The sequence below is a fragment of the Nonomuraea sp. NPDC046570 genome, assembly GCF_040645915.1.
Taxonomy (GTDB): Bacteria; Actinomycetota; Actinomycetes; order Streptosporangiales; family Streptosporangiaceae; genus Nonomuraea.
Genome location: NZ_JBEYZF010000007.1, coordinates 294588 through 316230 on the forward strand (window position 1 = coordinate 294588; position 21643 = coordinate 316230).

Annotated in this window: 18 protein-coding genes; 7 read left to right on the forward strand and 11 right to left on the reverse strand. The window is 71.8% G+C overall.

Annotated elements, in window-relative coordinates; genetic code table 11:
- The first annotated feature begins 12 nt into the window (after positions 1 to 12).
- Positions 13 to 2076 carry an RNA degradosome polyphosphate kinase gene (locus ABZ911_RS14955; RefSeq protein ID WP_358055264.1) on the forward strand — a complete coding sequence of 688 codons (2064 nt, stop codon included), beginning with the start codon at positions 13 to 15 and terminating at the stop codon, positions 2074 to 2076.
- Positions 2066 to 2896, forward strand: coding sequence for an NUDIX hydrolase (locus ABZ911_RS14960; RefSeq protein ID WP_358055266.1), 831 nt, complete (start codon positions 2066 to 2068; stop codon positions 2894 to 2896). Before ABZ911_RS14955 ends, ABZ911_RS14960 begins: the two co-directional genes overlap by 11 nt.
- Here ABZ911_RS14960 and ABZ911_RS14965 read toward each other — a convergent pair.
- The 3 genes from ABZ911_RS14965 to ABZ911_RS14975 are packed head-to-tail and all read right to left on the reverse strand — an operon-like array spanning position 2893 to position 5496.
- Positions 2893 to 4368, reverse strand: a complete 1476-nt coding sequence (locus ABZ911_RS14965; protein ID WP_358055268.1) for a CYTH and CHAD domain-containing protein — start codon at positions 4366 to 4368, stop codon at positions 2893 to 2895. The genes ABZ911_RS14960 and ABZ911_RS14965 overlap by 4 nt on opposite strands.
- Before the next feature lie 52 nt (positions 4369 to 4420).
- Positions 4421 to 4768 carry a glyoxalase gene (locus tag ABZ911_RS14970; RefSeq protein ID WP_358055271.1) on the reverse strand — a complete coding sequence of 116 codons (348 nt, stop codon included), beginning with the start codon at positions 4766 to 4768 and terminating at the stop codon, positions 4421 to 4423.
- Positions 4765 to 5496, reverse strand: coding sequence for a trans-aconitate 2-methyltransferase (locus ABZ911_RS14975; RefSeq protein WP_358055273.1), 732 nt, complete (start codon positions 5494 to 5496; stop codon positions 4765 to 4767). The genes ABZ911_RS14970 and ABZ911_RS14975 overlap by 4 nt, the downstream gene beginning before the upstream one ends.
- Positions 5497 to 5588: 92 nt before the next feature.
- Between ABZ911_RS14975 and ABZ911_RS14980 the strand changes: the two genes are divergently transcribed.
- A complete protein-coding gene (locus ABZ911_RS14980) occupies positions 5589 to 6089 on the forward strand; it encodes a MarR family transcriptional regulator (RefSeq protein ID WP_358055275.1) in 501 nt (166 codons plus the stop codon).
- 4 nt (positions 6090 to 6093) lie between these two features.
- Here ABZ911_RS14980 and ABZ911_RS14985 read toward each other — a convergent pair whose 3' ends face one another.
- From ABZ911_RS14985 to rsmA, 5 genes are all read right to left on the reverse strand, one after another.
- A complete protein-coding gene (locus ABZ911_RS14985; protein WP_358055277.1) occupies positions 6094 to 7899 on the reverse strand; it encodes an ABC-F family ATP-binding cassette domain-containing protein in 1806 nt (601 codons plus the stop codon).
- Positions 7900 to 8040: 141 nt separating this feature from the next.
- Positions 8041 to 8943: a 4-(cytidine 5'-diphospho)-2-C-methyl-D-erythritol kinase gene (locus ABZ911_RS14990; RefSeq protein WP_358055279.1), complete on the reverse strand. Its 903-nt coding sequence runs from the start codon at positions 8941 to 8943 to the stop codon at positions 8041 to 8043.
- 140 nt (positions 8944 to 9083) lie between these two features.
- Positions 9084 to 9860, reverse strand: coding sequence for an NlpC/P60 family protein (locus ABZ911_RS14995; RefSeq protein WP_358055282.1), 777 nt, complete (start codon positions 9858 to 9860; stop codon positions 9084 to 9086).
- 208 nt (positions 9861 to 10068) lie between these two features.
- Complete coding sequence (soxR, locus tag ABZ911_RS15000; RefSeq protein ID WP_358055284.1) at positions 10069 to 10524, reverse strand: redox-sensitive transcriptional activator SoxR; 456 nt, start codon at positions 10522 to 10524, stop codon at positions 10069 to 10071.
- On the reverse strand, positions 10521 to 11387 hold the full coding sequence (gene rsmA, locus ABZ911_RS15005) for a 16S rRNA (adenine(1518)-N(6)/adenine(1519)-N(6))-dimethyltransferase RsmA (RefSeq protein WP_358055286.1): 867 nt from the start codon (positions 11385 to 11387) through the stop codon (positions 10521 to 10523). The genes soxR and rsmA overlap by 4 nt, the downstream gene beginning before the upstream one ends.
- Before the next feature lie 93 nt (positions 11388 to 11480).
- Between rsmA and ABZ911_RS15010 the strand changes: the two genes are divergently transcribed.
- Positions 11481 to 12935: a serine/threonine-protein kinase gene (locus tag ABZ911_RS15010; protein WP_358055288.1), complete on the forward strand. Its 1455-nt coding sequence runs from the start codon at positions 11481 to 11483 to the stop codon at positions 12933 to 12935.
- On the forward strand, positions 12932 to 14146 hold the full coding sequence (locus ABZ911_RS15015; protein ID WP_358055290.1) for a hypothetical protein: 1215 nt from the start codon (positions 12932 to 12934) through the stop codon (positions 14144 to 14146). Before ABZ911_RS15010 ends, ABZ911_RS15015 begins: the two co-directional genes overlap by 4 nt.
- Here the strand turns inward: ABZ911_RS15015 and ABZ911_RS15020 are convergent.
- Positions 14143 to 14820 carry a transglycosylase family protein gene (locus tag ABZ911_RS15020; protein WP_358055292.1) on the reverse strand — a complete coding sequence of 226 codons (678 nt, stop codon included), beginning with the start codon at positions 14818 to 14820 and terminating at the stop codon, positions 14143 to 14145. The genes ABZ911_RS15015 and ABZ911_RS15020 overlap by 4 nt on opposite strands.
- A 58-nt stretch (positions 14821 to 14878) precedes the next feature.
- Positions 14879 to 15733, reverse strand: a complete 855-nt coding sequence (locus tag ABZ911_RS15025; protein WP_358055294.1) for a TatD family hydrolase — start codon at positions 15731 to 15733, stop codon at positions 14879 to 14881.
- A 30-nt stretch (positions 15734 to 15763) separates the two neighbouring features.
- Here ABZ911_RS15025 and ABZ911_RS15030 point away from each other — a divergent pair, with 30 nt between their 5' ends.
- Together ABZ911_RS15030 and ABZ911_RS15035 are read left to right on the forward strand one after the other, a co-directional pair.
- On the forward strand, positions 15764 to 18835 hold the full coding sequence (locus tag ABZ911_RS15030; RefSeq protein WP_358055296.1) for a BTAD domain-containing putative transcriptional regulator: 3072 nt from the start codon (positions 15764 to 15766) through the stop codon (positions 18833 to 18835).
- Between the two features lie 35 nt (positions 18836 to 18870).
- Complete coding sequence (locus ABZ911_RS15035) at positions 18871 to 20040, forward strand: FAD-dependent monooxygenase (protein ID WP_358055298.1); 1170 nt, start codon at positions 18871 to 18873, stop codon at positions 20038 to 20040.
- Here ABZ911_RS15035 and metG read toward each other — a convergent pair.
- The gene (gene metG / locus ABZ911_RS15040; RefSeq protein WP_358055300.1) at positions 20037 to 21611 is read right to left on the reverse strand and encodes a methionine--tRNA ligase; all 1575 of its coding nucleotides are present in this window, start codon (positions 21609 to 21611) and stop codon (positions 20037 to 20039) included. The two genes, ABZ911_RS15035 and metG, sit on opposite strands and share 4 nt — an antisense overlap.
- Positions 21612 to 21643: the final 32 nt, after the last annotated feature.

The following is a 21643-nucleotide window of genomic DNA, read 5'->3' on the forward strand; positions in this document are numbered from 1 at the left end:
ATATTAGCCAATATGTCCGCCGAGCTCCTGCATCCTGGAAACAACGATCTGCCCCTGCCTCAGGAGCGGTTCCTCAACCGTGAGGAAAGCTGGCTCCAGTTCAACGAACGGGTTTTGGCGCTGGCCGAGGACTCCTCGCTGCCACTTCTCGAGCGGGTACGGTTCCTGGCGATCTTCGCGAGCAATCTCGACGAGTTCTTCCGGGTGCGGGTGGCGGGTCTGAAGCGGCGGATGGCGACCGGTCTGCTGCTGCGTACCAAGAGCGGGCTGAAGCCGCGCGAGGAGCTGGCGCGGATCGCGACCATCGCCGACGGCCTGGCCAGGCGGCACGCCGCCGCCTTCCACGAGCGGCTCGTCCCGCAGCTCGCGGCGGAGGGCATCGAGATCGTCCGGTGGGACGAGCTGGGCCGCGAGGAGCGCACCGAGCTGCGCAAGCTGTTCAGAGAGCGAATCCGTCCCGTCCTGACGCCACTGGCCGTCGACCCCGCCCACCCTTTTCCGTATATTTCCGGCCTCAGCCTCAATCTGGCGGTGGTCGTGCGCAATCCGGTGACCGACCACACCGTGTTCGCCAGGGTGAAGGTGCCCAGCCAGCTTCCCCGGTTCGTGACCGCCTCCAAGGACAGGTTCGTCCCGCTGGAGGACGTGATCGCCGCCCACCTCGGGCAGCTTTTCAAGGGCATGGAGATCGTCCAGCACCACGTGTTCCGGGTGACCCGCAACGAGGACCTGGACGTGGACGAGGACGTCACCGAGAATCTGATGCAGGCCCTGGAGCGGGAACTGCTCAAGCGCCGGTTCGGCCCTCCCGTCAGGCTGGAGGTCGAGGACACGATCACGCCCGAGGTGCTGGAGCTGCTGGTCGAGGAGCTCGACGTGGCGCCGCACGAGATCTACCGGCTGGCCGGGCCACTGGACCTGACCGGTCTGCACGCGATCGCCGACCTGGACCGGGGCGAACTGAGCTACCGGCCGTTCGTGCCGGCCGAGGCTGTACACGCCGACGACGACGTCTTCTCGGTGCTGCGTGAGCGGGACGTGCTGCTGCACCATCCGTACGACTCCTTCGCCACCAGCGTGCAGCGGTTCATCGAGGAGGCGGCGGCCGACCCCCGGGTGCTGGCGATCAAGCAGACGCTCTACCGGACCAGCGGCGAGTCGCCCATCGTGGACGCGCTGGTCGACGCGGCCGAGGCGGGCAAGCAGGTCGTGGTGGTGGTCGAGATCAAGGCGCGCTTCGACGAGCACGCGAACATCTCCTGGGCGCGCAAGCTGGAGCAGGCGGGCTGCCACGTCGTCTACGGCGTGGTCGGCCTGAAGACGCACTGCAAACTCGCCCTGGTGGTACGGCAGGAGCCGTCCGGCGAGCTGCGCCGCTACTGCCACATCGGCACCGGCAACTACAACCCCAAGACCGCCAGGGTCTACGAGGACTTCGGCCTGCTGACCGCCGACCCGCTGGTCGGTGAGGACGTCACGGACCTGTTCATCCACCTGACCGGCTACTCCAACCACTCGGCCTACCGCCGCCTGCTGGTCGCCCCGCACTCGCTGCGCGGCGGGCTGCTGGCCAGGGTCGAGCGGGAGATCGCCCACCAGCGGGCGGGCCGCCCGGCGCGGATCCGGATCAAGACGAACTCCCTGGTGGACGAGCCGCTGATCGACGCCCTCTACCGGGCCTCGCGCGCGGGCGTGCCGGTCGACCTGTGGGTGCGCGGCATCTGCATCCTGCGTCCCGGCGTCCCCGGCCTGTCGGAGAACATCCGGGTGCGCTCGATCCTGGGCCGCTTCCTGGAGCACTCGCGCGTCTACGAGTTCGGCCTCGGCCGGCGACCCGAGACCTGGATCGGCAGCGCGGACCTGATGCGCCGCAACCTGGACCGCCGGGTGGAGTCGCTGGTCAAGGTCACCGGGCAGCAGCACAGGGCGTACCTGATCCAGCTGATGGACCGCGCGATGGCCGACACGACCGGGAGCTGGTGGCTGAACTCCGACGGCACCTGGACCCGCCACCCGGGCGAGGACCTGCACACCCATCTGATCGCCACCCGCCGCTGGAGGACCGTTGACGACTGAGCCGCTGCGCGCCGCGGGTGCCGTGGTCTGGCGTGGCCCCGAGGAGCGCCCCGAAGTGGCGCTCGTGCACCGCCCCCGCTACGACGACTGGTCCTTCCCGAAAGGCAAGCCGCACAGCGGCGAGCACCTGATCGCCACGGCGGTGCGGGAGGTGGCCGAGGAGACCGGCCTCGGCGTGCTGCTGGGCCGGGCGCTGCCGCCGGTCCACTACCGCAAGGGTGACCGGGTCAAGCGTGTCGAATACTGGGTGGCGCGGGCGCTGGGCGGCGAGTTCGCGCCCAGCGACGAGGTCGACGAGCTGGAGTGGCTGCCGCCCGACGAGGCCAGGCGCCGCCTGACCTACGACTGGGACGCCGCCCTGCTCCGCTCCCTGGCCTCCGCCCCCCTCACCACCCAGCCCTTAGTCCTGGTACGGCACGGCAACGCCGGATCCCGGGAAGCCTGGACCGGCGCCGACGACCTCCGCCCCCTCGACCCCGAGGGCGTGGCGCAGGCCCGGACCCTGGCCCAGGTGCTGCCCGCCTACCGCCCCGCCCTGCTGGTCAGCTCCCCCAGCAAGCGCTGCGTGCAGACGCTCCTGCCGTACTCCGCCGACATCACCCTCGAACCGCTGCTGAGTGAACACGAGCACGATCCGGCCGATACCGCCGCGCTGGTCCGCGAGCTGACCCTGCCCGCCGTGGTGTGCTCGCACGGCCCGGTGCTGCCGGGGCTGATCGCCGACCTGAGCGGCGCGAGCGTGCACCTGCGCAAGGGCACGTTCGCGGTGCTGCACCGGTCCGGCGGGCGGGTCGTCCGCGTGGAGCGGTACAGCCTCTAGAGCAGTTCGCCGACCGCTTCGACCGTCTCGGCCCAGACCCGGGGGAACTCGGCGTGCGCGCGCTCCGCCGCACTCCTTTCGACGCCGATCAGCACGCCGTAGGTGAAGGTGTCCTCTCCCGCCCGCCGCGCGGCCTCCGCCTCCTCGACCAGGGTCTCCTGCGCGACGACCCCGTCCTGGTGCAGCCCGAGCACCTCCTGCACGGCCTCGGCGCGCCTGGCCAGCCTCGCCATGTCCTTGCCGAGCGCCGGTTCGAGCGCCTCGGCGGTGTAGCGCGCCCGCTTGGCCGCCTTGCGCACGTCGTGCATGGCGATCTCGCGCTGGTCGTGGTCGCGGATGGCCTGGGCGGTGTCGTAGGCCTTGACCACCCGCTGCCAGTTGCGCGCGGCGATGGCGGCGAGCTCCTGGGGCGCCTCCCTGTCCGCCGCCTTGCCCAGGTGCGGTTCGGCGACCAGGGCGTCGAGGGCGTTCAGCAGCGCGTAGTAGCGTTCGCCGCCGAGCGCCTCCCTGATCCGGCCGTACGCCTCCTGCTCGCGCCGGGTCAGGTCGTCGCCCAGCCGTACCTGGATCGGGCCCCAGATCAGCGCGGGGGCGAGGTCCTTGAGCCGCCCGGCGAACCTGGCCCTGATCACTTCGAGGTCGCGGGCCTCGCCGAGCAGCGTGCCGAGCCACTTGAGCTCGTCCTGCAGCGCCTCGGTCTCCGGGACGATCTTGCGGAACGCCTTGAGCGCGCTGCGCAGCCGGCGGGCGGCGACGCGCATCTGGTGGACGGCGTCCTCCTCGGCCCTGCGGGTGCGCGGGTCCTGCGCGAGCAGCGCGCCGACCTGCCCGCTCAGGTAGCCGACGACGACCTCGCCCGCGCTGCCGCTCACGGTCCGCGCTCCCGCCGCGGGCGGCAGGTCGAGCAGCTTCCCGAGCTTGCTCGCACTCTCCGACGGTACGGCTCCCGCCTTCCGCAGCCGCTTCCCCACCTTGGCCAGCAGTTTCTCGTCGCCGTCGAGCAGTTCGGCCTCGACCTCGCGCCAGCGCTCCACGCGGGGCCGCTCACCGAACACCGTGCCCTTGACCCGGTCGTCGGCGACCTCCAGCAGTCGGGTCTCGCCCTCCCGCAGGATCGTCACGGTCCGGCGGGTGTCCAGCTCGGCGACCGCGACCAAGGGGGCGCCCCTGGTGTAGGCCTGAACGAGCTCGGCGAGCTCGGACGGCACGACCTTGGTGCTGCGGGTGAGCGGAATCTGGATCTCCTGGCGCACGCCCTTGGCCTTCGGCAGCTTCAGGTGCCAGCCGGGGTCGTCGCCGCCGCGCCTGCGGCGCAGGGTGACGCCCCTGGCGGCCAGGCGCAGGTCGGCGGTGTCGTAGTAGAGCGCGACGAGCTGGTGGCTCTTGGGGCCGACGACCTCGGCCAGGCCACTCAGGTCGGGCACGGCGTAGTCCGGCGCGACGTCGAACTTGTCCTCGATCTCGATGCCCACAGCACCTCACAAGCGTTCGATTTCGGACAATCATCCCACCGCGCGGCGGACATCACACGACTTGCAGGAGCTCGATTCTGTTGCCCACCGGATCATCGACGTAGATCCTCCGATATCCGGGCAGCAATCCGTCGGGGATCGCGTCCGGCACTCTGGCGGCCAGCTCGTCGAGATCGTCCACGAGGAGTGCCGGGTGCGCCTTGCGCGCCGGTCTGAAGTCCTCCTCGATCCCGAGGTGAATCTCCAGGCCGGGGCCGCCGAACCAGACGCCGCCCCGCCCGGCCAGCTCCGGCGGCTTGGGGATCTCGGTGAGCCCGAGCACCCCCGCGTAGAACTCCCTCAGCCGTGCCTCGCTGCCCGGCGGGGCGGCGAGCAGGACGTGGTGCAGGCCGACGATCATTTCTGCGCCACCACGAAGATCCGGCGGAACGGGAAGGCCGTGCCGTACGGCCTGCGTGGGTAGGCCTCGTCCAGCAGGACGGCCAGGTCGGCCTTGAAGCGGGTCCGCTCGTCCTCCTCCAGGCGGTCGAGGATGGGGCGCAGGGCGGTGCCGGAGATCCACTTGAGCACGGCGTCCTCCCCCGGCAGGACGTGCACGTAGGTCGTCTCCCAGGTGTCGACCACGCACCCCGCCGCGCTGAGCTGGTCGAGGTAGGCGACGGGTTCGGCGACCGGCCACGGGCGGTCGAAGTCGCCCAGCCGGTCGGCCCATGTCGTCCGGCAGAGCTGCCTGACCAGCGTGTGGCTGGGGGCGTCGAAGTTGCCGGGCACCTGGAAGGCGAGCGTGCCGCCGTCGGCGAGCAGGTCGGCCCAGCGGTCGAGCAACTGCCGGTGCTCGGGCACCCACTGCAGTACCGCGTTGGAGACCAGCACGTCGATCGGCCGGTCCGGGTGCCAGAGCATGACGTCGGAGACGGAGAAGGTCACCCGGGTGTCGAGTTCCCGGGCCTTGGCGATCATGGCGGGCGAGGAGTCGAAGCCCTCGATCGTCGCCTTGGGCCAGCGGCCGGCCAGTCCGGCGGTGAGTTCGCCGGTGCCGCAGCCGGCGTCCACGACGTACTCGGGGCTGTCGGCTCGTATCCTGGCGATCAGGTCGAAGAAGGGCCGGGAACGCTCGTCGGCATACACTCCGTAGATCTCAGGGTTCCAGATATCTCTTGACATAGAGATAATTGATATCGAGGGAGTTATCTCGATGTCAAGATAGTAGACTTTGTCCCATGACGAATGGCTCTGAGGACGAGGTCGACCGGCTGGTCGCGGCGTGGCGGCAGGAGCGGCCCGACCTCGACGTCGAGCCGCTGGAGGTGTTGAGCCGCGTCTCCCGGCTGGCCAAGCACCTCGACCGGGCACGGCGGGCCGCTTTCGCCGAGGTCGGGCTCGAACCATGGGAGTTCGACGTGCTCACCGCCCTGCGGCGGTCCGGCAAGCCGTACGAGCTGAGCCCCGGCACCCTGCTCAAGGCGACGCTGGTCACCTCGGGCACCATGACCAACCGCATCGACCGGCTGGCCCAGGCCGACCTGGTGCGCCGCCGCCCCGACCCCGAGGACCGGCGCGGCGTGCTGGTGTCCCTCACCGAGGAGGGCAGGAAGCGGGTCGACGCCGCCTTCGCCGACCTGCTGCGGCGCGAACGGGAGCTGCTGGCCGGGCTGGGTGAGCAGGACCAGCGGGTGCTGGCCGGACTGCTGCGCACGCTGCTCACCCCGTTCGACAGCTAGCGGCTCACTCGCCGAGCCGCTCGGCGACCTCCAGCCACTCCGCCTCGGCCGCGTCCTTCTCCGCCAGCACGTCCCTGAGCTTGCCGTCCAGCGAGCCCAGCTTCTCGTAGTCGCTGGCCGCCTCGGCCATCTGCGTGTGCAGCTTCGCCTCCTGGCCCGCCAGCTTGTCCATCTGGCGCTCCAGGCGGTTGAGCTCCTTGCGCAGCTCCCGCTCCTCCTTGGCCGACAGCCCCGCCTGGACCTCCGGCTCCGCCGACCGCTCCTTATCCGACTTATCCGACTTGTCGAGGGCAACCCGCGCGGTCACGGCCGTGCCCGCCGCCCGTCGCGCCAGGTACTCGTCGACACCGCCCGGCAGCATCGACAGCCGCCCGTCGCCCAGCAGCGCCACACACCGGTCGGCCACCCGCTCCAGGAAGTAGCGGTCGTGGCTGACCAGGAGCAGCGTGCCCGGCCACCCGTCGAGCAGGTCCTCCAGCTCGTTCAGCGTCTCGATGTCGAGGTCGTTGGTCGGCTCGTCGAGCAGCAGCACGTTCGGGTCGTCCATCAGCAGCCTGAGCAGTTGCAGCCGCCGCCGCTCGCCGCCCGACAGGTCGCCGATCACCTTCCACTGCGCCTCGCCCTTGAAACCGAGCCGCTCCAGCAACTGCGAGGCCGTCCACTCCCGCTTGCCCACCTGGATGTACTTGCGGACCGCCTCGACCGTCTCCAGCACTCGGCGGGACGGGTCGAGCTCGGCCAGCTCCTGCGACAGGTGCGCCAGCCGTACCGTCCGGCCTCGGACCACGCGGCCCGAGTCGGGCTTGACCTGGTCGGCCAGCAGGCGCAGCACCGACGACTTGCCCGAGCCGTTGACGCCGATCAGCCCGATGCGGTCGCCGGGGCCGAACTGCCATGTGCACCGGTCGAGGACCAGCGGGCCCGCCTCCGGGCCGCCCGCGTGCAGCGTCACGTCCTCCAGGTCGTAGACCGTCTTGCCCAGCCGCGCGGTGGCGAACTTGACCAGCTCGACGCTCTCCCTCGGCGGCGGCTCGTCGGCGATCAGCGCCTGCGCGGCGTCGATACGGAACTTCGGCTTGGACGTACGCGCGGGCGGGCCGCGGCGCAGCCAGGCGATCTCCTTGCGCATCAGGTTCTGCCGCCGGTCCTCGGCCGCCTGCGCGATGCGCGCCCGCTCCGCCTTCGCCAGTACGTAGGCGGCATATCCGCCTTCGTAGCGTTCTACCCGGCCGTCGACGACCTCCCAGGTACGCGTCGACACCGCGTCCAGGAACCACCGGTCGTGGGTGATGACCAGCAGCGCGCTCTTGCGCCCCGCCAGGTGTCCCGCCAGCCAGGCGATCGCCTCGATGTCCAGGTGGTTGGTGGGCTCGTCGAGCATGATCAGGTCGTGCTCGTCGATGAGCAGCCTGGCCAGTGCCGTACGCCGCCGCTCGCCACCCGACAGGTCGCCGGACTTCGCGCGCAGGTCCAGATCGCCGATGAGGCTGGCCAGGATCTCCCTGACCGCCTGGTCACCCGCCCACTCGTGCTCGGCCCGGTCCCCGAGCACGAGCTCCTCGACGGTCCTTTCGGGGTCGAGCTCGTCATGCTGCGACAGCACACCGACCCGCAGGCCCCTGGTGTGCGTGACACGGCCGCTGTCGGGCTTCAAAGCCCCCGCGACGACCGACAGCAGGGTGGTCTTGCCACCACCGTTACGCCCGACCACGCCGACACGCTCACCGGCCTCGATGCCGAGCGAGACATCCCTAAGCAGCGGCTTCGGCCCGTAGGCATGAGAAACAGACTCAAGATTGACCAGGTTCATCGTCCCCCAAGGCTATCCACTCCCCCCACCTCACACGTCCACCCTTTCCTTACCAGCCCGACCTCCGCGCCGAGCCGCTCGTAGTCCTCATCAACCGTTCGGCGCATGCCGTCGTGATGGCAGCGGCTTTGTCGGGGGGGGTCAGATGATGGTGGCGCCCGGAACTGAGCCGTGGGCGGTGAGAGCGGAGCGGCAGACGCCCGCGCCGGTCAGGGCGACCGCCAGGTCACGGGCGTGCGCCTCGTCGGCGGCCAGGAACGCGCAGGTCGGGCCGGAGCCCGAGACGAGCGCCCCCAGAGCGCCGTGCTCACGGCCCGACTCAAGGGTGCGGGCGAGCTGCCTGCGGAGCATGAGCGCGGCGGGCTGCAGATCGTTGATCAGCTCGGCACCGAGTGCACGGGCGTCCCCGTTCCGGAGCGCCTCCATCAGCGCGTCGTTCACCTGCGGCCAGGCCACCTGCTCCCCAAGTGCCTCACGCAGGCGATCACACTCGGCGTACACCTTGGCCGTCGACAACCCCGCGTCCGCGATCGCGAAGACCCAGTGGAAACGCGCCCCCGTCGCCACCTCGGTCAGTTGCTCACCCCGCCCGGTACCGATCGCCGTCCCGCCGAGCAGCGCGAACGGCACGTCGCTACCGAGAGCACCCGCGATCTTCATGAGATCCCCGGCAGGCAGCCCGAGCCCCCACAGCTCGTTGCAGGCGACCAGCGCCCCCGCCGCATCCGCGCTACCACCGGCCATCCCACCCGCGACCGGGATGGCCTTACGGATGACAAGGTGCACGCCCTGGGCACGCCCGGCATGCTTGGCGAGGGCCCGAGCCGCCTGAACCGCCAGATTGCCGTCATCAACCGGAACCTGATCGGCCGACTCCCCCAGAACCTGCACGCTGACGTCTTCAGCCTCCTGCGCGACGACCTCATCGAAGATCGAAACGGCATGGAAGACATTCACCAGATCGTGGTAGCCGTCATCACGCAACGGCCCGACGGAAAGCTGAACGTTGACCTTGGCAGGCACCCGGACGGTCACGGAATTCATGGCTCTTCTATCACTCTCATCGCCGGCACGGTCAAGGCCCCGATGCTACCGGCCCCCACCCCACACCACCCCAACCTACGGCGCGCTCCGCGACGATCCCCTCCTTCGGCGGAGCCCGAGACCACCTGCGAGAGCGGGTGTCAGCTGGGGCGTACGGCTCCTCGGTAGAGCGGGCGGTAGTACGGGGAGTTGAGGAAGGAGGTCTTCTTGACGACGTCGCCGGTTTTGGGGGCGTGGATCATTACGCCGCCGCTCAGGTAGAGGCCGACGTGGGTGGGGTCGCCGGTGCCGCCGCCGAAGAAGACGAGGTCGCCTTTGCGTAGGTCGGAGAGTCGTATTCGGCGGCCCTGTTTGAACTGGGAGCCGGTGTAGTGGCCGAGTCTTATGCCTGCTCTGGACCAGGCGTAGAGGGTGAGACCTGAGCAGTCGAAGCCGACCATGGCGGCGCCTCTGCCTATGCCTGTGGTCGGTCCGACGCTGGAGCCTCCACCCCAGGAGAAGGGAGTCCCGAGCCATGCCATGGCGGCTGCGGCCGCGAGATCGCCCTTGCTCTTCCTGCCTCTGGACGCCTTCCTGATGGAGGAAGCCTTCTTGGTGGAGGAAGTCTTGCCGGTGGTAGTCATCCCAGGCGGAGCAGTCCTGCTGGACGAGGGAGCGAGGACGGGGCTGCGGGATGTCGTGGCGGGTGGATTCTCAGAGGAGGCATCGCCATTGGCGAAAGGCTGGCCCGCGTGCTCCCCGGCTGGACATTCCTGCAAGGGTGGCCGGGTTTCGACGGGTCGTCCGCTGAGCCAGGCGTCGAGGAGGTCGTACAAGGCATCAGGTAGGGCGATCTCCTCCACGCACGGGCGGGTGGAGGGCGCAGGCTGGGTGGGGAGCGCGCTGAGTGTGGCGAGGAAACCGGCGGTGAGCCACATCAGGCACCACCCAGAGCCGACCAAGGACAGAGCGCACGCACGGGAAGACCTCCTGAGCCGTAGACAGCGAGAGGCCCAGAATCACGCGAACGATCGTGGCGCCACGGAGCCGAACGGAGTTCTGTGGAGGAAAGCGCAAAGCGGCCAAGAGCCCTGTGGACAACCACCTGAGGAAGAGGATGCAGGAGGGCGAGGTAGCGCGGAACGGTCAGGTGGGGAGGAGGCGGCGGGGGCCGGGGCCGTGGGTGCCCAGGGTGTCGCGGGGGTTGGCCAGGGCGCAGTGGTCGAGGGAGAGGCAGCCGCAGCCGATGCAGTCCGTGAGGCTGTCCCGCAGCTTCTCCAGTTGTGAGATCCGCGTGTTCAGCTCCGCCTGCCAGCACAGCGAAACCCGAGCCCAGTCCTCCCGGGTGGGCGTCCGCCCTTCCGGCAGCAACGCCAGCACGTCCCGAATCATCGCCAGCGGAATCCCCACCCGCTGCGAGACCCGCACAAAGGCCACCCTCCGCAGCGTGTCCCGCCCGTACCGCCGCTGGTTCCCGGCAGTACGGCGACTGTGGATGAGCCCTTCCCGCTCATAGAACCGCAGAGCGGAAGCAGGCACCCCGCTCCGCTGCGCCAGTTCCCCCACCGTGAGCTCGAAGGCCTTCCAAGAAACCTGCGTCATTCCACCAACTTATGCTCAGCAATACGAGTAAAGGCCAGAATGTCCAACTGCTCCCCTCGCGCCGACGGATCCACCCCGGCGGCCCGCAACGCCCGCTCAGCCAGCGCCGGAGACCCCGCCCACGATCCCAACGCCGCCCGCAGGGTCTTGCGCCGCTGCGCGAAGGCCGCGTCGATCACCGCGAAGACCTCTTCGCGCGAGGCCGTGGTGGACGGCGGCTCGCGGCGGCTGAACGCGACCAGCCCCGAGTCCACGTTGGGCACCGGCCAGAACACGCTACGCCCCACGGGCCCGGCCCTGCGCACCGAGGCGTACCAGGCGGCCTTGACGGACGGCACGCCGTACACCTTGGAGCCCGGACCGGCGGCGAGCCGGTCGGCGACCTCGGACTGCACCATGACCAGGCCCTTGCGCAGCGTGGGCAGCACCTCCAGCAGGTGCAGCACCACGGGCACGGACACGTTGTACGGCAGGTTGGCCACCAGGGCGGTCGGCTGCTGCCCGGCCAGGTCGCCGGGGCCGATCCTGAGCGCGTCCGCGCCGACGACGCTCAACCGGGAGGCCAGCGAGGGGGCCTTGTCGGCCACGGTCAGCGGGAGCTGCCCGGCCAGGACGGGGTCGATCTCCACGGCCACCACCTGCCGCACTTCGGGCAGCAGGGCCAGGGTGAGCGAGCCGAGTCCGGGGCCGACCTCGATCACCACGTCGTCGGGCGCGAGGTCGGCGACGCGGACGATGCGCCGGACCGTACCGCCGTCGATGACGAAGTTCTGGCCGAACTTCTTGGTCGGACGGAGATCCAACCTGTCCGCCAAATTACGTATTTCTACGGGCCCCAACAGGCTCATACTGAACTCCCCCATGTCATCCACCAAGTCTCCCGCATCGAAGAACCAGAGATGGCGGCCGGGCCGTGATGCGGGGAGGATGGCGTGAACGAGGAAGGGACTGCCCTCATGGAGCCAACGGGCACCGCGCCGCTCCGCCCCAGGGACGCGCGCGAGATAGGCCCGTACCGCCTGCTCGGGCGGCTCGGCGAGGGCGGCATGGGCACGGTCTTCCTGGCCGCCTCCCCGGCTGGGCGTTCGGTGGCGGTCAAGGTGGTGAAGGCGGAGTTCGCGAACCAGCCGGGGTTCGCGGCGAGGTTCCACGCCGAGGTGGACAACGCGCGGCGGGTGGCCTCGTTCTGCACGGCTCAGGTGCTGGACAACGGCAACGGCGCCGACGGCCGGCCGTACATGGTGACCGAGTACATTCCGGGCACGCCGCTGTCGGAGCAGATCATCAGGTACGGCGCGCTGGAGCCCGCCGCGCTGCACGGGGTGGCGCTCGGGGTGGCCGCGGCGCTGGCCGCGATCCACGTGGCGGGGCTGGTGCACCGCGATCTCAAGCCCGCCAACGTGATCCTGTCGCTGTCGGGCCCCCGGGTGATCGACTTCGGGATCGCCCGCGCGCTGGACCGGGAGAGCAACTTCACCCTCTCGGGCGAGCTGCTGGGCAGTCCGGGCTGGTGGGCGCCGGAGCAGGTGCGCGGCCAGCGGGTCACCCCGGCCGCCGACATCTTCGCCTGGGGCTGCCTGGTCGCCTACGCGGGCAACGGCCGCCACCCGTTCGGCCGCGGCGACGCGATCACCATGGCCACCCGGGTGCTCAACGCGCCCCCCGACCTGGGCGCGCTGCCCGCCCCACTCAACGACCTGGTACGGCGCGCCACCTCGATGGACCCGCTCCAGCGCCCCACCGCCCAGGACCTGCTGATCGCCCTGGTCGGCGGCGCCCTCCCCGAACCCACCCTGGTCACCCCCACCGAACCGCCCACGCTGGCCGCCACGGAGCTGCTCAACGACACCGAACTGCTCAAGGAGTGGGTCCCGCCGCCGAACCTGGTCCCCGCCGCGCCACCGGAGAGGCCGAAGCCGCGCGGCCGGCGCTGGCTGCTGGCCGCCGCGGTCGCCGCGGTCGCGCTGCTGGTCACGATCGGCGTGCTGGTGCTGGCGAGCCCCAAAGGACAGCTACCGCAGGCCACCTCGAAACCGACGGCACCCACGGACGTCGGCCGCCGCTTCGACCTGGGCGAGTTCGACGGCCCCCAGTTCGTCATCACCGGCAGGCCCTCCTGCGGCCTGTCCGACGTCAACGGAGCCCGACCGGCGGCGGGCCGGTTCTGCCTGGTCCGCTGGAGCCTGGTGAACCCGGGCGGGCAGCAGCGCGCGGTCGGCATCTCGGCGGTCACGCTGGCCGACGACCGCGACGGCAGGCACGAGCTGTCCGCCGCCTCGACCGAGCTGCCCGCGACGCTTCCGGCGGGCACCCGGCTCGACGGCGTGTTCGTCTTCGACCTGGAACCCCAGCGCCTCCCCGCCCACCTGGAGCTCGTCCAGGGCGCGACGACGATCGAGGTACGGCTTTGATCCGCCCGCTACTCGCCGCGCTGGCGCTGCTCGGCAGCCTGCTGACCGCGCCGCACGCGGCCGCCGCCACCGCCTGCTCCACCCCGTCGGACTTCGACGGCGACGGCCTGGACGACGTCGCGATCGGCGACCCGTTCTCCGGCGGCGGCACGGTACACCTGCTCTCGGCGGGCCGGACGGTCGCGATGACGGCCCCCGCGCGGCAGGCGGGCGACGGGTTCGGCTGGTCGGTGACGCTGGCCAAGGTCGACGGCGACGCCTGCGCGGACGTGGTCGTGGGCGCGCCGTTCACGGACGTCGACGGGCTGTCCGACGCGGGCGCGGTCTACGTCCTGTACGGCGGAGGCGCGAAACCCCCACGCAGGATCGTCTCCCCCAGGCCACAGCGGGACGCGCACCTCGGCTGGTCACTCGCCGCGCGCGGGGACCTGCTGGCGGTCGGCGCGCCGTATGAGGACGCGCCCCTGCACGACGCGGGAGCCGTCTACGTGGCGAAGGGCGAGGGGGCGTTGCGCGGGATCAGCGCGGAGTCGCCGGGTGTGCAGGGGAACGGCGAGGTGGACGACCTGTTCGGCTGGTCGCTGACGTTCGCGGGCGGGCGGCGGCTGGTGGTGGGCGTGCCGTACGAGAACGACGACGGGGCGGGGCGGCAGGTCGGCACGGGGCAGGTGGACTCGGGCTCGGTGGTGGTGCTGGACGACGTCCTCGCCCCCACCCTCACCAGCGTGAAGTGGGACGCCCCGGGCGAGAAGGCCGACGGCCACCGGTACGGCTTCGCGGTGGCCTACGCCGACGGCGCGGGGCTGGCGGTGAGCGCTCCGCAGGCCCGCTACGTGCACCTGTTCGACGCGGACCTCAAGGCGGTGCGGATCGCCAGGTTCGAGCAGGGCGACGGCCCGGCGGGCGTGTCGCTGGCGGTGTCGGCGGACGGCCGGGTGGCGGTGGGGCTGCCGTACGCGGGGCAGGAGCGGACCGGCGCGGTCCAGGTGATCTCCATCCCGGCGGGCGGGCAGGACCGGCGGATCGCGCCCGACCGGCAGCCGGGGGCGCGGTTCGGCTGGTCGCTGGCGTTCACCGGCAACCGCGTGGTGGCCGGGTCCCCCGACGCCGGGAACACGGGGACGATCACCACGGTGGGCCGCAACGAGTCGACGGTCGTGCCGATCTCACCCGGCGAGGGCCTCGACTTCGGCACGTCTATGGCGGGCTAGGTGAACAGCCGGGCACCGCAGTGCGGCCACTGGTCCTGCCAGCGTCCCTGGACCCGCTGGTAGAGGAGCTGCGCCCGGTAGGTCTGCTCCTCGGCGGGCCACACGTCCGGTGTCCTGGCGCCGCCGACGGCCACCCACATCGGCAGGCTGATCTGGTACATCCCGTAGTAGGGCCCGGCCGGGTTGAGCGCGGCCGGGTTCCCGCGCGACTCGCAGTCCGCGAGCCCCGCCCAGTTCAGCCCGGCCACGGCGGCCGTGACGGGCTGGTGACGCGGCGGCGGGACCGGATCGGCCGGTACGACGGTGATGACGACGCCGTCGCCCGGATAGCTGCGCAGCGGCGGGCGCACCCGAGCTCCCCGGCCCACCGGAACGCGCTCCTCCCGCAGCACGTCACGGACCGTGACGGCGGTGGTCCGGGCGATCCGCCGCCGCCCACCGGCCACGATCGAGACCGTGCGCTCGGTGAGCGCGGCGACCGCCGTCCCCACGGGCGCGGCCACCGGCAGCGCGCCCCCGGGGTGGTCGGCGCCGGGCTCGCCGGGCTCCCTGGCCAGGGCGGTGACGAGCCCGGCGATCAGCAGCGCGGCGGTGCCGTACCCGAGGGCGGCCTGGGGCGAGCGCCAGGTGACGCGCGGGCGCGGGCGGCGCCTTCGTCCCCTCCGAGAGTTCACGGCCGCCGACGCTAGCGGCGGCGGCCCGCCCCGCTCAGCGACATGGGGAAACGATGGCTCACCACGCGCCGAACGCGGCCTCGCCGTTGGCGCTGACGGCCGCGCACAGCTCGTCGGGGTGGACGTCCTTGACCTCGGCCAGGCAGCGCACGATCAGCGGGATCAGGTAAGGCGCGTTGGGCATCCCCCGGTACGGCACCGGCGGTAGGTAGGGCGCGTCGGTCTCGACGAGGACGAGCTCCAGGGGCGCGACCCGGGCGGCCTCCCGCAGGTAGCCGGCGTTCTTGTAGGTGACCGGGCCGGAGAAGGACATGTAGTAGCCGGCCTCGACGCACTTCTTGGCCATCTCGGCGTCGCCGGAGAAGCTGTGGAAGACCACCACGTCGGGCGCGCCCTGCGCGGCCAGCGTCTTCAGCACGTCGTCGTGGGCGTCGCGGTCATGGATGACCAGCGCCTTGCCGGTGCGCTTGGCGATCTCGATGTGCGCCGCGAAGCTCGCGTGCTGGTCGTCCTTGGTCGCCCAGTCACGGTAGTAGTCGAGGCCGGTCTCGCCGACCGCCCTGACATTGCTCTCCCCGGCCAGCTCCTCGATCTCGGCGAGCACCTCGGGGGTGGCGGCGTGCGACTCGTTGGGATGGATGGCGACGCCCGCGTAGATCCCGTCGTGCACCCTGGCCGCGTCGGCGTTCCAGTGCGAGGAGGGCAGGTCGTAGCCGACCGTGAGCAGCCGGGTCACGCCGACCGCCCTGGCCTCGCCCAGGATGGACTCGACCGACGCGGCGGCGGCCTGCGCGGCCTGGGCGACCGGGTCGCCGGAGGACGCCTGCCGGTTCCCGACCATGATGTCGAGGTGACAGTGGCTGTCGAACACCTCGGCGGACAGCGGTTCTGGCGCGGCGGGAAGCTTACTCACGCACCAACGGTACCGGGGAGAATCGAGGGCATGCGCTTCGCCATCCTGGGCACGACCCGCGCGACCCGCGCGGACGGCCGCGACGTACCGCTCGGCGGCCCCGCCCGGCGCGCGCTGCTGGCACTGTTACTGGCCCGCGCGGGCGAGGTGGTCCCGGCGAGCGGCCTGATCGACGGCCTGTACGGCGAGCACCCGCCCGGCGACGCCGCCCACGCCCTGCAGTCCCAGGTGTCCAGGCTGCGCGCCGCGCTCCGGCCCGAGGCGACGATCGAGCTGCTCCCCGCCGGATACCGCCTCACCGTCGACCCCGCCGACGTCGACGCCCACCGCTTCCTCCGGCTGGCCGACGAGGGCCGCGCGGCGCTCGACGGCGACGACCCGGCGCTCGCCGCCGACCTGCTGCGGCAGGCGCTGGCGCTGTGGCGCGGCCCCGCGATGGCCGACGCGGGCGGCCCGGACGCGGTCCGCCTGGAGGAGCGCGGGCTGGCCGCCCTGGAGGACCGCTTCGAGGCCGACCTGCGCCGCGGCCACACCGGCATCACCGCGGAGCTCAGCGAGGCGGTCGGCCGTCACGCGCTGCGCGAGCGGCTGCGCGGCCTGCTGATGCGCGCCCTGCACGCCGAGGGCAGGCAGGCCGAGGCGCTGGTGCTGTACGAGCAGACCAGGCGGCTGCTGGCCGACGAGCTCGGCGCCGACCCGTCCGCGGAGCTGGCCGCGATCCACCGGGCGCTGCTGCGCGGCGAGCGGACGCCGGGCCCGGTCGCCCCGCCCGCCCAGCTCACCAGCTTCGTCGGCCGGGAGGACGACGTGGCCGGGGTGCGCGCGCTGCTCGCCGAAGCCCGGCTGATCACCCTGCTCGGCCCCGGCGGCGCGGGCAAGACCCGGCTGTCGATCGAGGTCGCGGCGGGCGGCCAGGACACCTGTTTCGCCGAACTCGCCGCGCTCCGCGCCGGCGCCGAGCTGCCGCAGGCGCTGCTCGGCGCGCTCGGCCTGCGCGAGAGCGGGCTGCTGGCCCCGGCGGGCGGCACCACCCCGGCCGACCGGCTGGTCGCGGCCCTCGCCGAACGCTCCCTGCTGCTCGTCCTCGACAACTGCGAGCACCTGGTCGGCCCGGTCGCCGCCCTGGCCGAGCGGCTGCTCGCGAGCTGCCCCGGCCTGCGCGTGCTGGCCACCAGCAGGGAGCCGCTGGGCATCACCGGCGAGCACCTGTGGCCGGTCAGCTCGCTCACGCCCGAGGCGGCGGCCCGCCTGTTCACCGACCGCGCCGCCGCCGTACGGCCGGGCTTCGGCGCGGCCGAGGGTGCCGTGCGGCGGGTCTGCGTGGCGCTCGACGGGCTGCCGCTGGCGATCGAGCTGGCCGCGGCGCGGACGCGCACCCACGAGGTGGCCGAGCTGGCCGACCGGCTGGACGACCGCTTCCGGCTGCTGTCCCGCGGCAGCCGTACGGCGCAGGCCAGGCACCAGACGCTGCGCGCGGTCGTGGCCTGGAGCTGGGATCTGCTGACCGAACCCGAGCGGGTGATGGCCAGGCGGCTCACCGTGTTCAGCGGCGCGGTGAGCGCGGGCGACGCGGGCGCGGTCTGCGGCCTGCCCGACCCCGACGAGTTGCTCGACTCGCTGGCCGACAAGTCCCTGCTGGAGGCGTCGGGCGGGCGCTACCGGATGCTGCAGACGATCCACGCCTTCTGCGCCGAACAGCTCGCCGAGGCGGGCGAGGAGCAGGCCGTACGGCAGGCGCACGCCCGCCACTTCCTCGACCTGGCCGAGCGCGCGGACCCGCACCTGCGCCGGGCCGGGCAGCTCGACTGGCTGGAGACCCTGGCCGCCGTGCACGACGACCTCATGGGCGCGCTGCGCTGGTCCGCCGAGAGCGGCCGGGCGGCGCAGGGCGTGCGGCTGGTGGCCGCGCTCTCGTCCTACCTGTGGGTGCGCGGCGTGCGCGCCTCGGCCACCGGCCACGCGATCGTCCTGCTCGACCTGCTCGGCGCCGACCCCGACCCGGCGTTGGGCGACGACTATGTGCTCTGCGCGCTCGCCGCGGCGAGCGACCCGGCGGCCTGGAGTCGCCACCGCGCCGCCGCCGAGGCGATGGCGCAGGCGCCGGACCGGCCGCGGCGCCATCCGCTGGTCACCATCCTCTGGCCGATGGTCACCGCCGGAGACGCCGACCCCCGCCTGGCACTGGCCATCATCGAGCGTGGCCGGGAGAGCGCCGACCCGTGGGAGCGGGCGATCGTGCACGCCGTGTGGGGCTACCCGAACCTGGCCACCGGTGACTTCGGCGCGGCCGAGCACGAGTTCACTCTCGCCCTGGAGGGCTTCAGGGCGCTCGGTGACGGCTGGGGCGCCGCGCTGGCCCTGGACGCGCTGTCCTGGCTGGCGGGCATGCGCGGCGACGGCGCCGAGGCCCGGGTGCTGATCGACGAGGCGCTGGAGCTGACCGGGCGGCTTGGCGCGCTGGAGGACCTGTCCGACCTGCTCTGCAACCGGGGCGACCACCGGCTCGGCGACGACCTCGACGGCGCGTGCGCCGACTACGAGCAGGCCGAGGCGGCGGCCCGCCGCTCCGGCTCGGCCACCTGCCTGGCCGCCGCGCTGCGCGGGCGCGGCGACGTCGCGCGGCTCCACGGCGACCTGGCCGGGGCCCGCCGCCTGTACGAGCAGGCGCTCGATCGGTTCGACCCGCAGTGGGTGCGCAGCGTGGGCAGCAGGTGCCGCGCGCTGATCGGGCTGGGCCTGATCGCCGAGGCGGAAGGCGACCTGGTGACCGCCGGGGAACTGCACCTGCGGGCGGCCGAGGCCGCCGTGAACACCGGCGCGCTGCCGGAGGCGGCCGGGGCGATCGAGGCGCTGGCCGGGATCGAGCTGGCCCGGGGTACGCTCGCCGCCGCGGCGAAGCTGCTCGGCGGGGCGGCCGTGCTGCGCGGCCTCACGCTGGCGAGCGAGGTCGGCGCGGCCGTCCGCGCCGCCCTGGGCGAGTCCGCCTACGCCGCCGCCCACGACGAAGGCGAGCGGCTCTCGTACGAGGAGGTGCTACGCCTGGCCGGCCTGTCCGAGGAGGTGATCAGCCGCTCGCCCATCATGACGGTGAGGCTGTGGTGAGCCCGCGGTGAGGGCATCCCGCCAGGCTCTGCGTCATGAACATTCTGATCTCCGGCGCGAGCGTCGCCGGTCCCGCCCTGGCGTACTGGCTGAACCGGTACGGCTACGCCACCACGATCGTCGAACGGGCTCCGGCCCTGCGCGACGGCGGCTACGCCGTCGACTTCCGCGGCGACGCCCACCTGACCGTGCTGCGCCGGATGGGCCTGCTGGAGGAGATCCAGCGGGCCAGGACCAACATGGGCGCGACGTCGTACGTCAACGAGGCCGGGAAGAAGCTCTCCAGCATGCCCGCCGACCTGTTCGCGGGCGACGTCGAGATCCTCCGCGGCGACCTGGCCGCCATCCTGTACCGGGCGACGAAGTCCCGGACCGAGTATCTCTTCGACGACTCGATCGCCGCCCTGGCCGAGGACGACCAGGGGATCCGGGTCACCTTCGAGCGGGCCGCGCCGCGCCGCTTCGATCTGGTGCTCGGCGCCGACGGGCTGCACTCCAACGTCAGAGCGCTCACCTTCGGCCCGGAGTCGGAGTACGTGACCGGGCTCGGCCTGCACTGCGCGATCTTCACCACCGACAACCACCTCGGCCTCGACCACAGCGGGCGGATCTACTCCACGCCCGGCAAGATCGTGTCGGTCTACAGCGCGCGGGGCAACAGCGAGGCGAAGGCGATGTTCTACTTCCCGTCTCCGGCCGTGTCCTACGACCGGCACGACACCGAGGGGCAGCGGAAGATCCTCGCCGAGGCGTACGCCGGGATCGGCTGGGAGACGCCGCGGCTGCTGGAGCGGATGTGGGAGGCGTCCGACTTCTACTTCGACTCGGTCGGCCAGGTGCGCATGGACCGCTGGTCGCGCGGCCGGGTGGCGCTGGTCGGCGACGCCGCGTACTGCGCCTCACCGCTGTCCGGCATGGGCACCGGACTGGCCGTGGTCGGCGCGTACGTGCTGGCCGGGGAGCTGAAGGCGGCCGGCGGCGACCACCGGATCGCCTTCCCCCGCTACGAGGAGCGGATGTGGGAGTACGCGCGCGGCTGCCAGAAGTCGGGCGAGGGCGTGAGCAAGTGGATGGTGCCGGAGAACCGGTTCATGAGCTGGTTCGTCAACCAGCAGTACAAGCTCATGCCCTACATGCCCGGCAAGGGGATGATCGCCAGGTCGGTACGGAAGACGGCCGAGGCCGTCTCCCTGCCGAACTACTAGCTCTCCAGGCGCGGGAAGAGGTTGTCGCCCTTCACGATACGCGCACCGGCCGGGAGGCGGCCCCAGGAGCTCGCCTCCGCGATCCGCTGGTCGGACAGCGCGCCCAGGTGCTCCTCGGCGCCGAGCGAGGCCCACAGCTTCTCGCTGGTGGCCGGCATGACCGGGTTGAGCAGCACCGCGACGGCGCGCAGCGACTCGGCGGCGGTGTAGAGGATGGTCGCCAGCTTCGCCTGACCCTCGGGCGAGGTGTCCTTGGCGACCTTCCACGGCTCCTGCTCGCTGAGGTAGCCATTGACCAGCTTCACGAAGTCGAAGACGGCGGCCAGGCCGCCCGCGAAGTCGAGGTCGTCGCCGATCGCCTTGTCGGCCCTGGCCACGGTGTCGGCCAGCGCGTCCGCGATGGCCTGCTCGGTGGTCGCCGCCTCGGGCAGGGCGCCGTCGAAGTACTTGCCGACCATGGCCGCCACCCGGGAGGCCAGGTTGCCGAAGTCGTTGGCCAGCTCCGAGGTGTAGCGGGCGGAGAAGTCCTCCCAGGAGAAGGAGCCGTCCTGCCCGAACGGGATCGCCCGCAGGAAGTAGTAGCGGTAGGCGTCGACGCCGAAGTGCTCGGTGAGCTGCTGCGGCGAGATGCCGGTCAGGTTGGACTTGCTCATCTTCTCGCCGCCGACCATCAGCCAGCCGTTGGCGAAGATCCGGCCGGGCAGCGGCAGGCCGTTGGCCATGAGCATGGCCGGCCAGATGACCGCGTGGAAGCGCAGGATGTCCTTGCCGACGAGGTGGACGTTGGCGGGCCAGGTGCCGTCGAACTTGGCCTGGTCGGCGCCGTAGCCCACGGCGGTGGCGTAGTTGAGCAGGGCGTCGACCCACACGTAGATGACGTGCTTGTCGTCCCACGGGATCGGGATGCCCCAGTCGAAGGTGGAGCGGGAGATCGACAGGTCCTGCAGGCCCTGGCGGACGAACTGGAGGACCTCGTTGCGCGCGGAGGCGGGCTGGATGAAGTCGGGGTGCTCGTCGTAGAAGTCGAGCAGGCGCTGGCCGTACTCGGAGAGTTTGAAGAAGTAGTTGTCCTCCTGCAGCCACTCGACGGGGCGCTTGTGGATCGGGCACAGTTTCGCGCCGTCCTCGCCGTCGAGCAGCTCGCCGGGGGTCTTGAACTCCTCGCAGCCCACGCAGTAGGGGCCCTCGTAGCCGCCCTTGTAGATCTCGCCCTTGTCGTAGAGGTCCTGGACGAACTCCTGGACCCGCTCGGTGTGGCGCTTCTCGGTGGTGCGGATGAAGTCGTCGTTGGCGATCTCCAGGTGCCGCCAGAGCGGCTTCCACGACTCCTCGACGAGCTTGTCGCACCACTCCTGCGGCGAGACGCCGTGCGCCTCGGCGGTACGCATGATCTTCTGGCCGTGCTCGTCGGTGCCGGTGAGATACCACACCCGCTCGCCGCGCTGACGGTGCCAGCGCGTGAGCACGTCACCCGCGACGGTCGTGTAGGCGTGGCCGAGATGGGGAGCGTCGTTGACGTAGTAGATCGGCGTCGAGACGTAGAAGGCCGACTCCCCGGATGTGTTCGCCATGCCCGGAATCCTATCGGCCGGTCAGCGGTGCC

Bases quoted from the DNA above. Each gene is read 5' to 3' on its own strand.
- ABZ911_RS15030 (WP_358055296.1), top strand. From the start codon at position 15,764: ATGCGCTTCGCCATCCTGGGCACGACCCGCGCGACCCGCGCGGACGGC.
- ABZ911_RS14985 (WP_358055277.1), bottom strand. From the start codon at position 7,899: ATGAACCTGGTCAATCTTGAGTCTGTTTCTCATGCCTACGGGCCGAAG.
- ABZ911_RS14970 (WP_358055271.1), bottom strand. From the start codon at position 4,768: ATGATCGTCGGCCTGCACCACGTCCTGCTCGCCGCCCCGCCGGGCAGC.
- ABZ911_RS14955 (WP_358055264.1), top strand. From the start codon at position 13: ATGTCCGCCGAGCTCCTGCATCCTGGAAACAACGATCTGCCCCTGCCT.
- rsmA (WP_358055286.1), bottom strand. From the start codon at position 11,387: ATGGGGGAGTTCAGTATGAGCCTGTTGGGGCCCGTAGAAATACGTAAT.
- ABZ911_RS14990 (WP_358055279.1), bottom strand. From the start codon at position 8,943: ATGAATTCCGTGACCGTCCGGGTGCCTGCCAAGGTCAACGTTCAGCTT.
- metG (WP_358055300.1), bottom strand. From the start codon at position 21,611: ATGGCGAACACATCCGGGGAGTCGGCCTTCTACGTCTCGACGCCGATC.
- ABZ911_RS14995 (WP_358055282.1), bottom strand. From the start codon at position 9,860: ATGTGGCTCACCGCCGGTTTCCTCGCCACACTCAGCGCGCTCCCCACC.
- soxR (WP_358055284.1), bottom strand. From the start codon at position 10,524: ATGACGCAGGTTTCTTGGAAGGCCTTCGAGCTCACGGTGGGGGAACTG.
- ABZ911_RS15010 (WP_358055288.1), top strand. From the start codon at position 11,481: ATGGAGCCAACGGGCACCGCGCCGCTCCGCCCCAGGGACGCGCGCGAG.
- ABZ911_RS14980 (WP_358055275.1), top strand. From the start codon at position 5,589: ATGACGAATGGCTCTGAGGACGAGGTCGACCGGCTGGTCGCGGCGTGG.
- ABZ911_RS15035 (WP_358055298.1), top strand. From the start codon at position 18,871: ATGAACATTCTGATCTCCGGCGCGAGCGTCGCCGGTCCCGCCCTGGCG.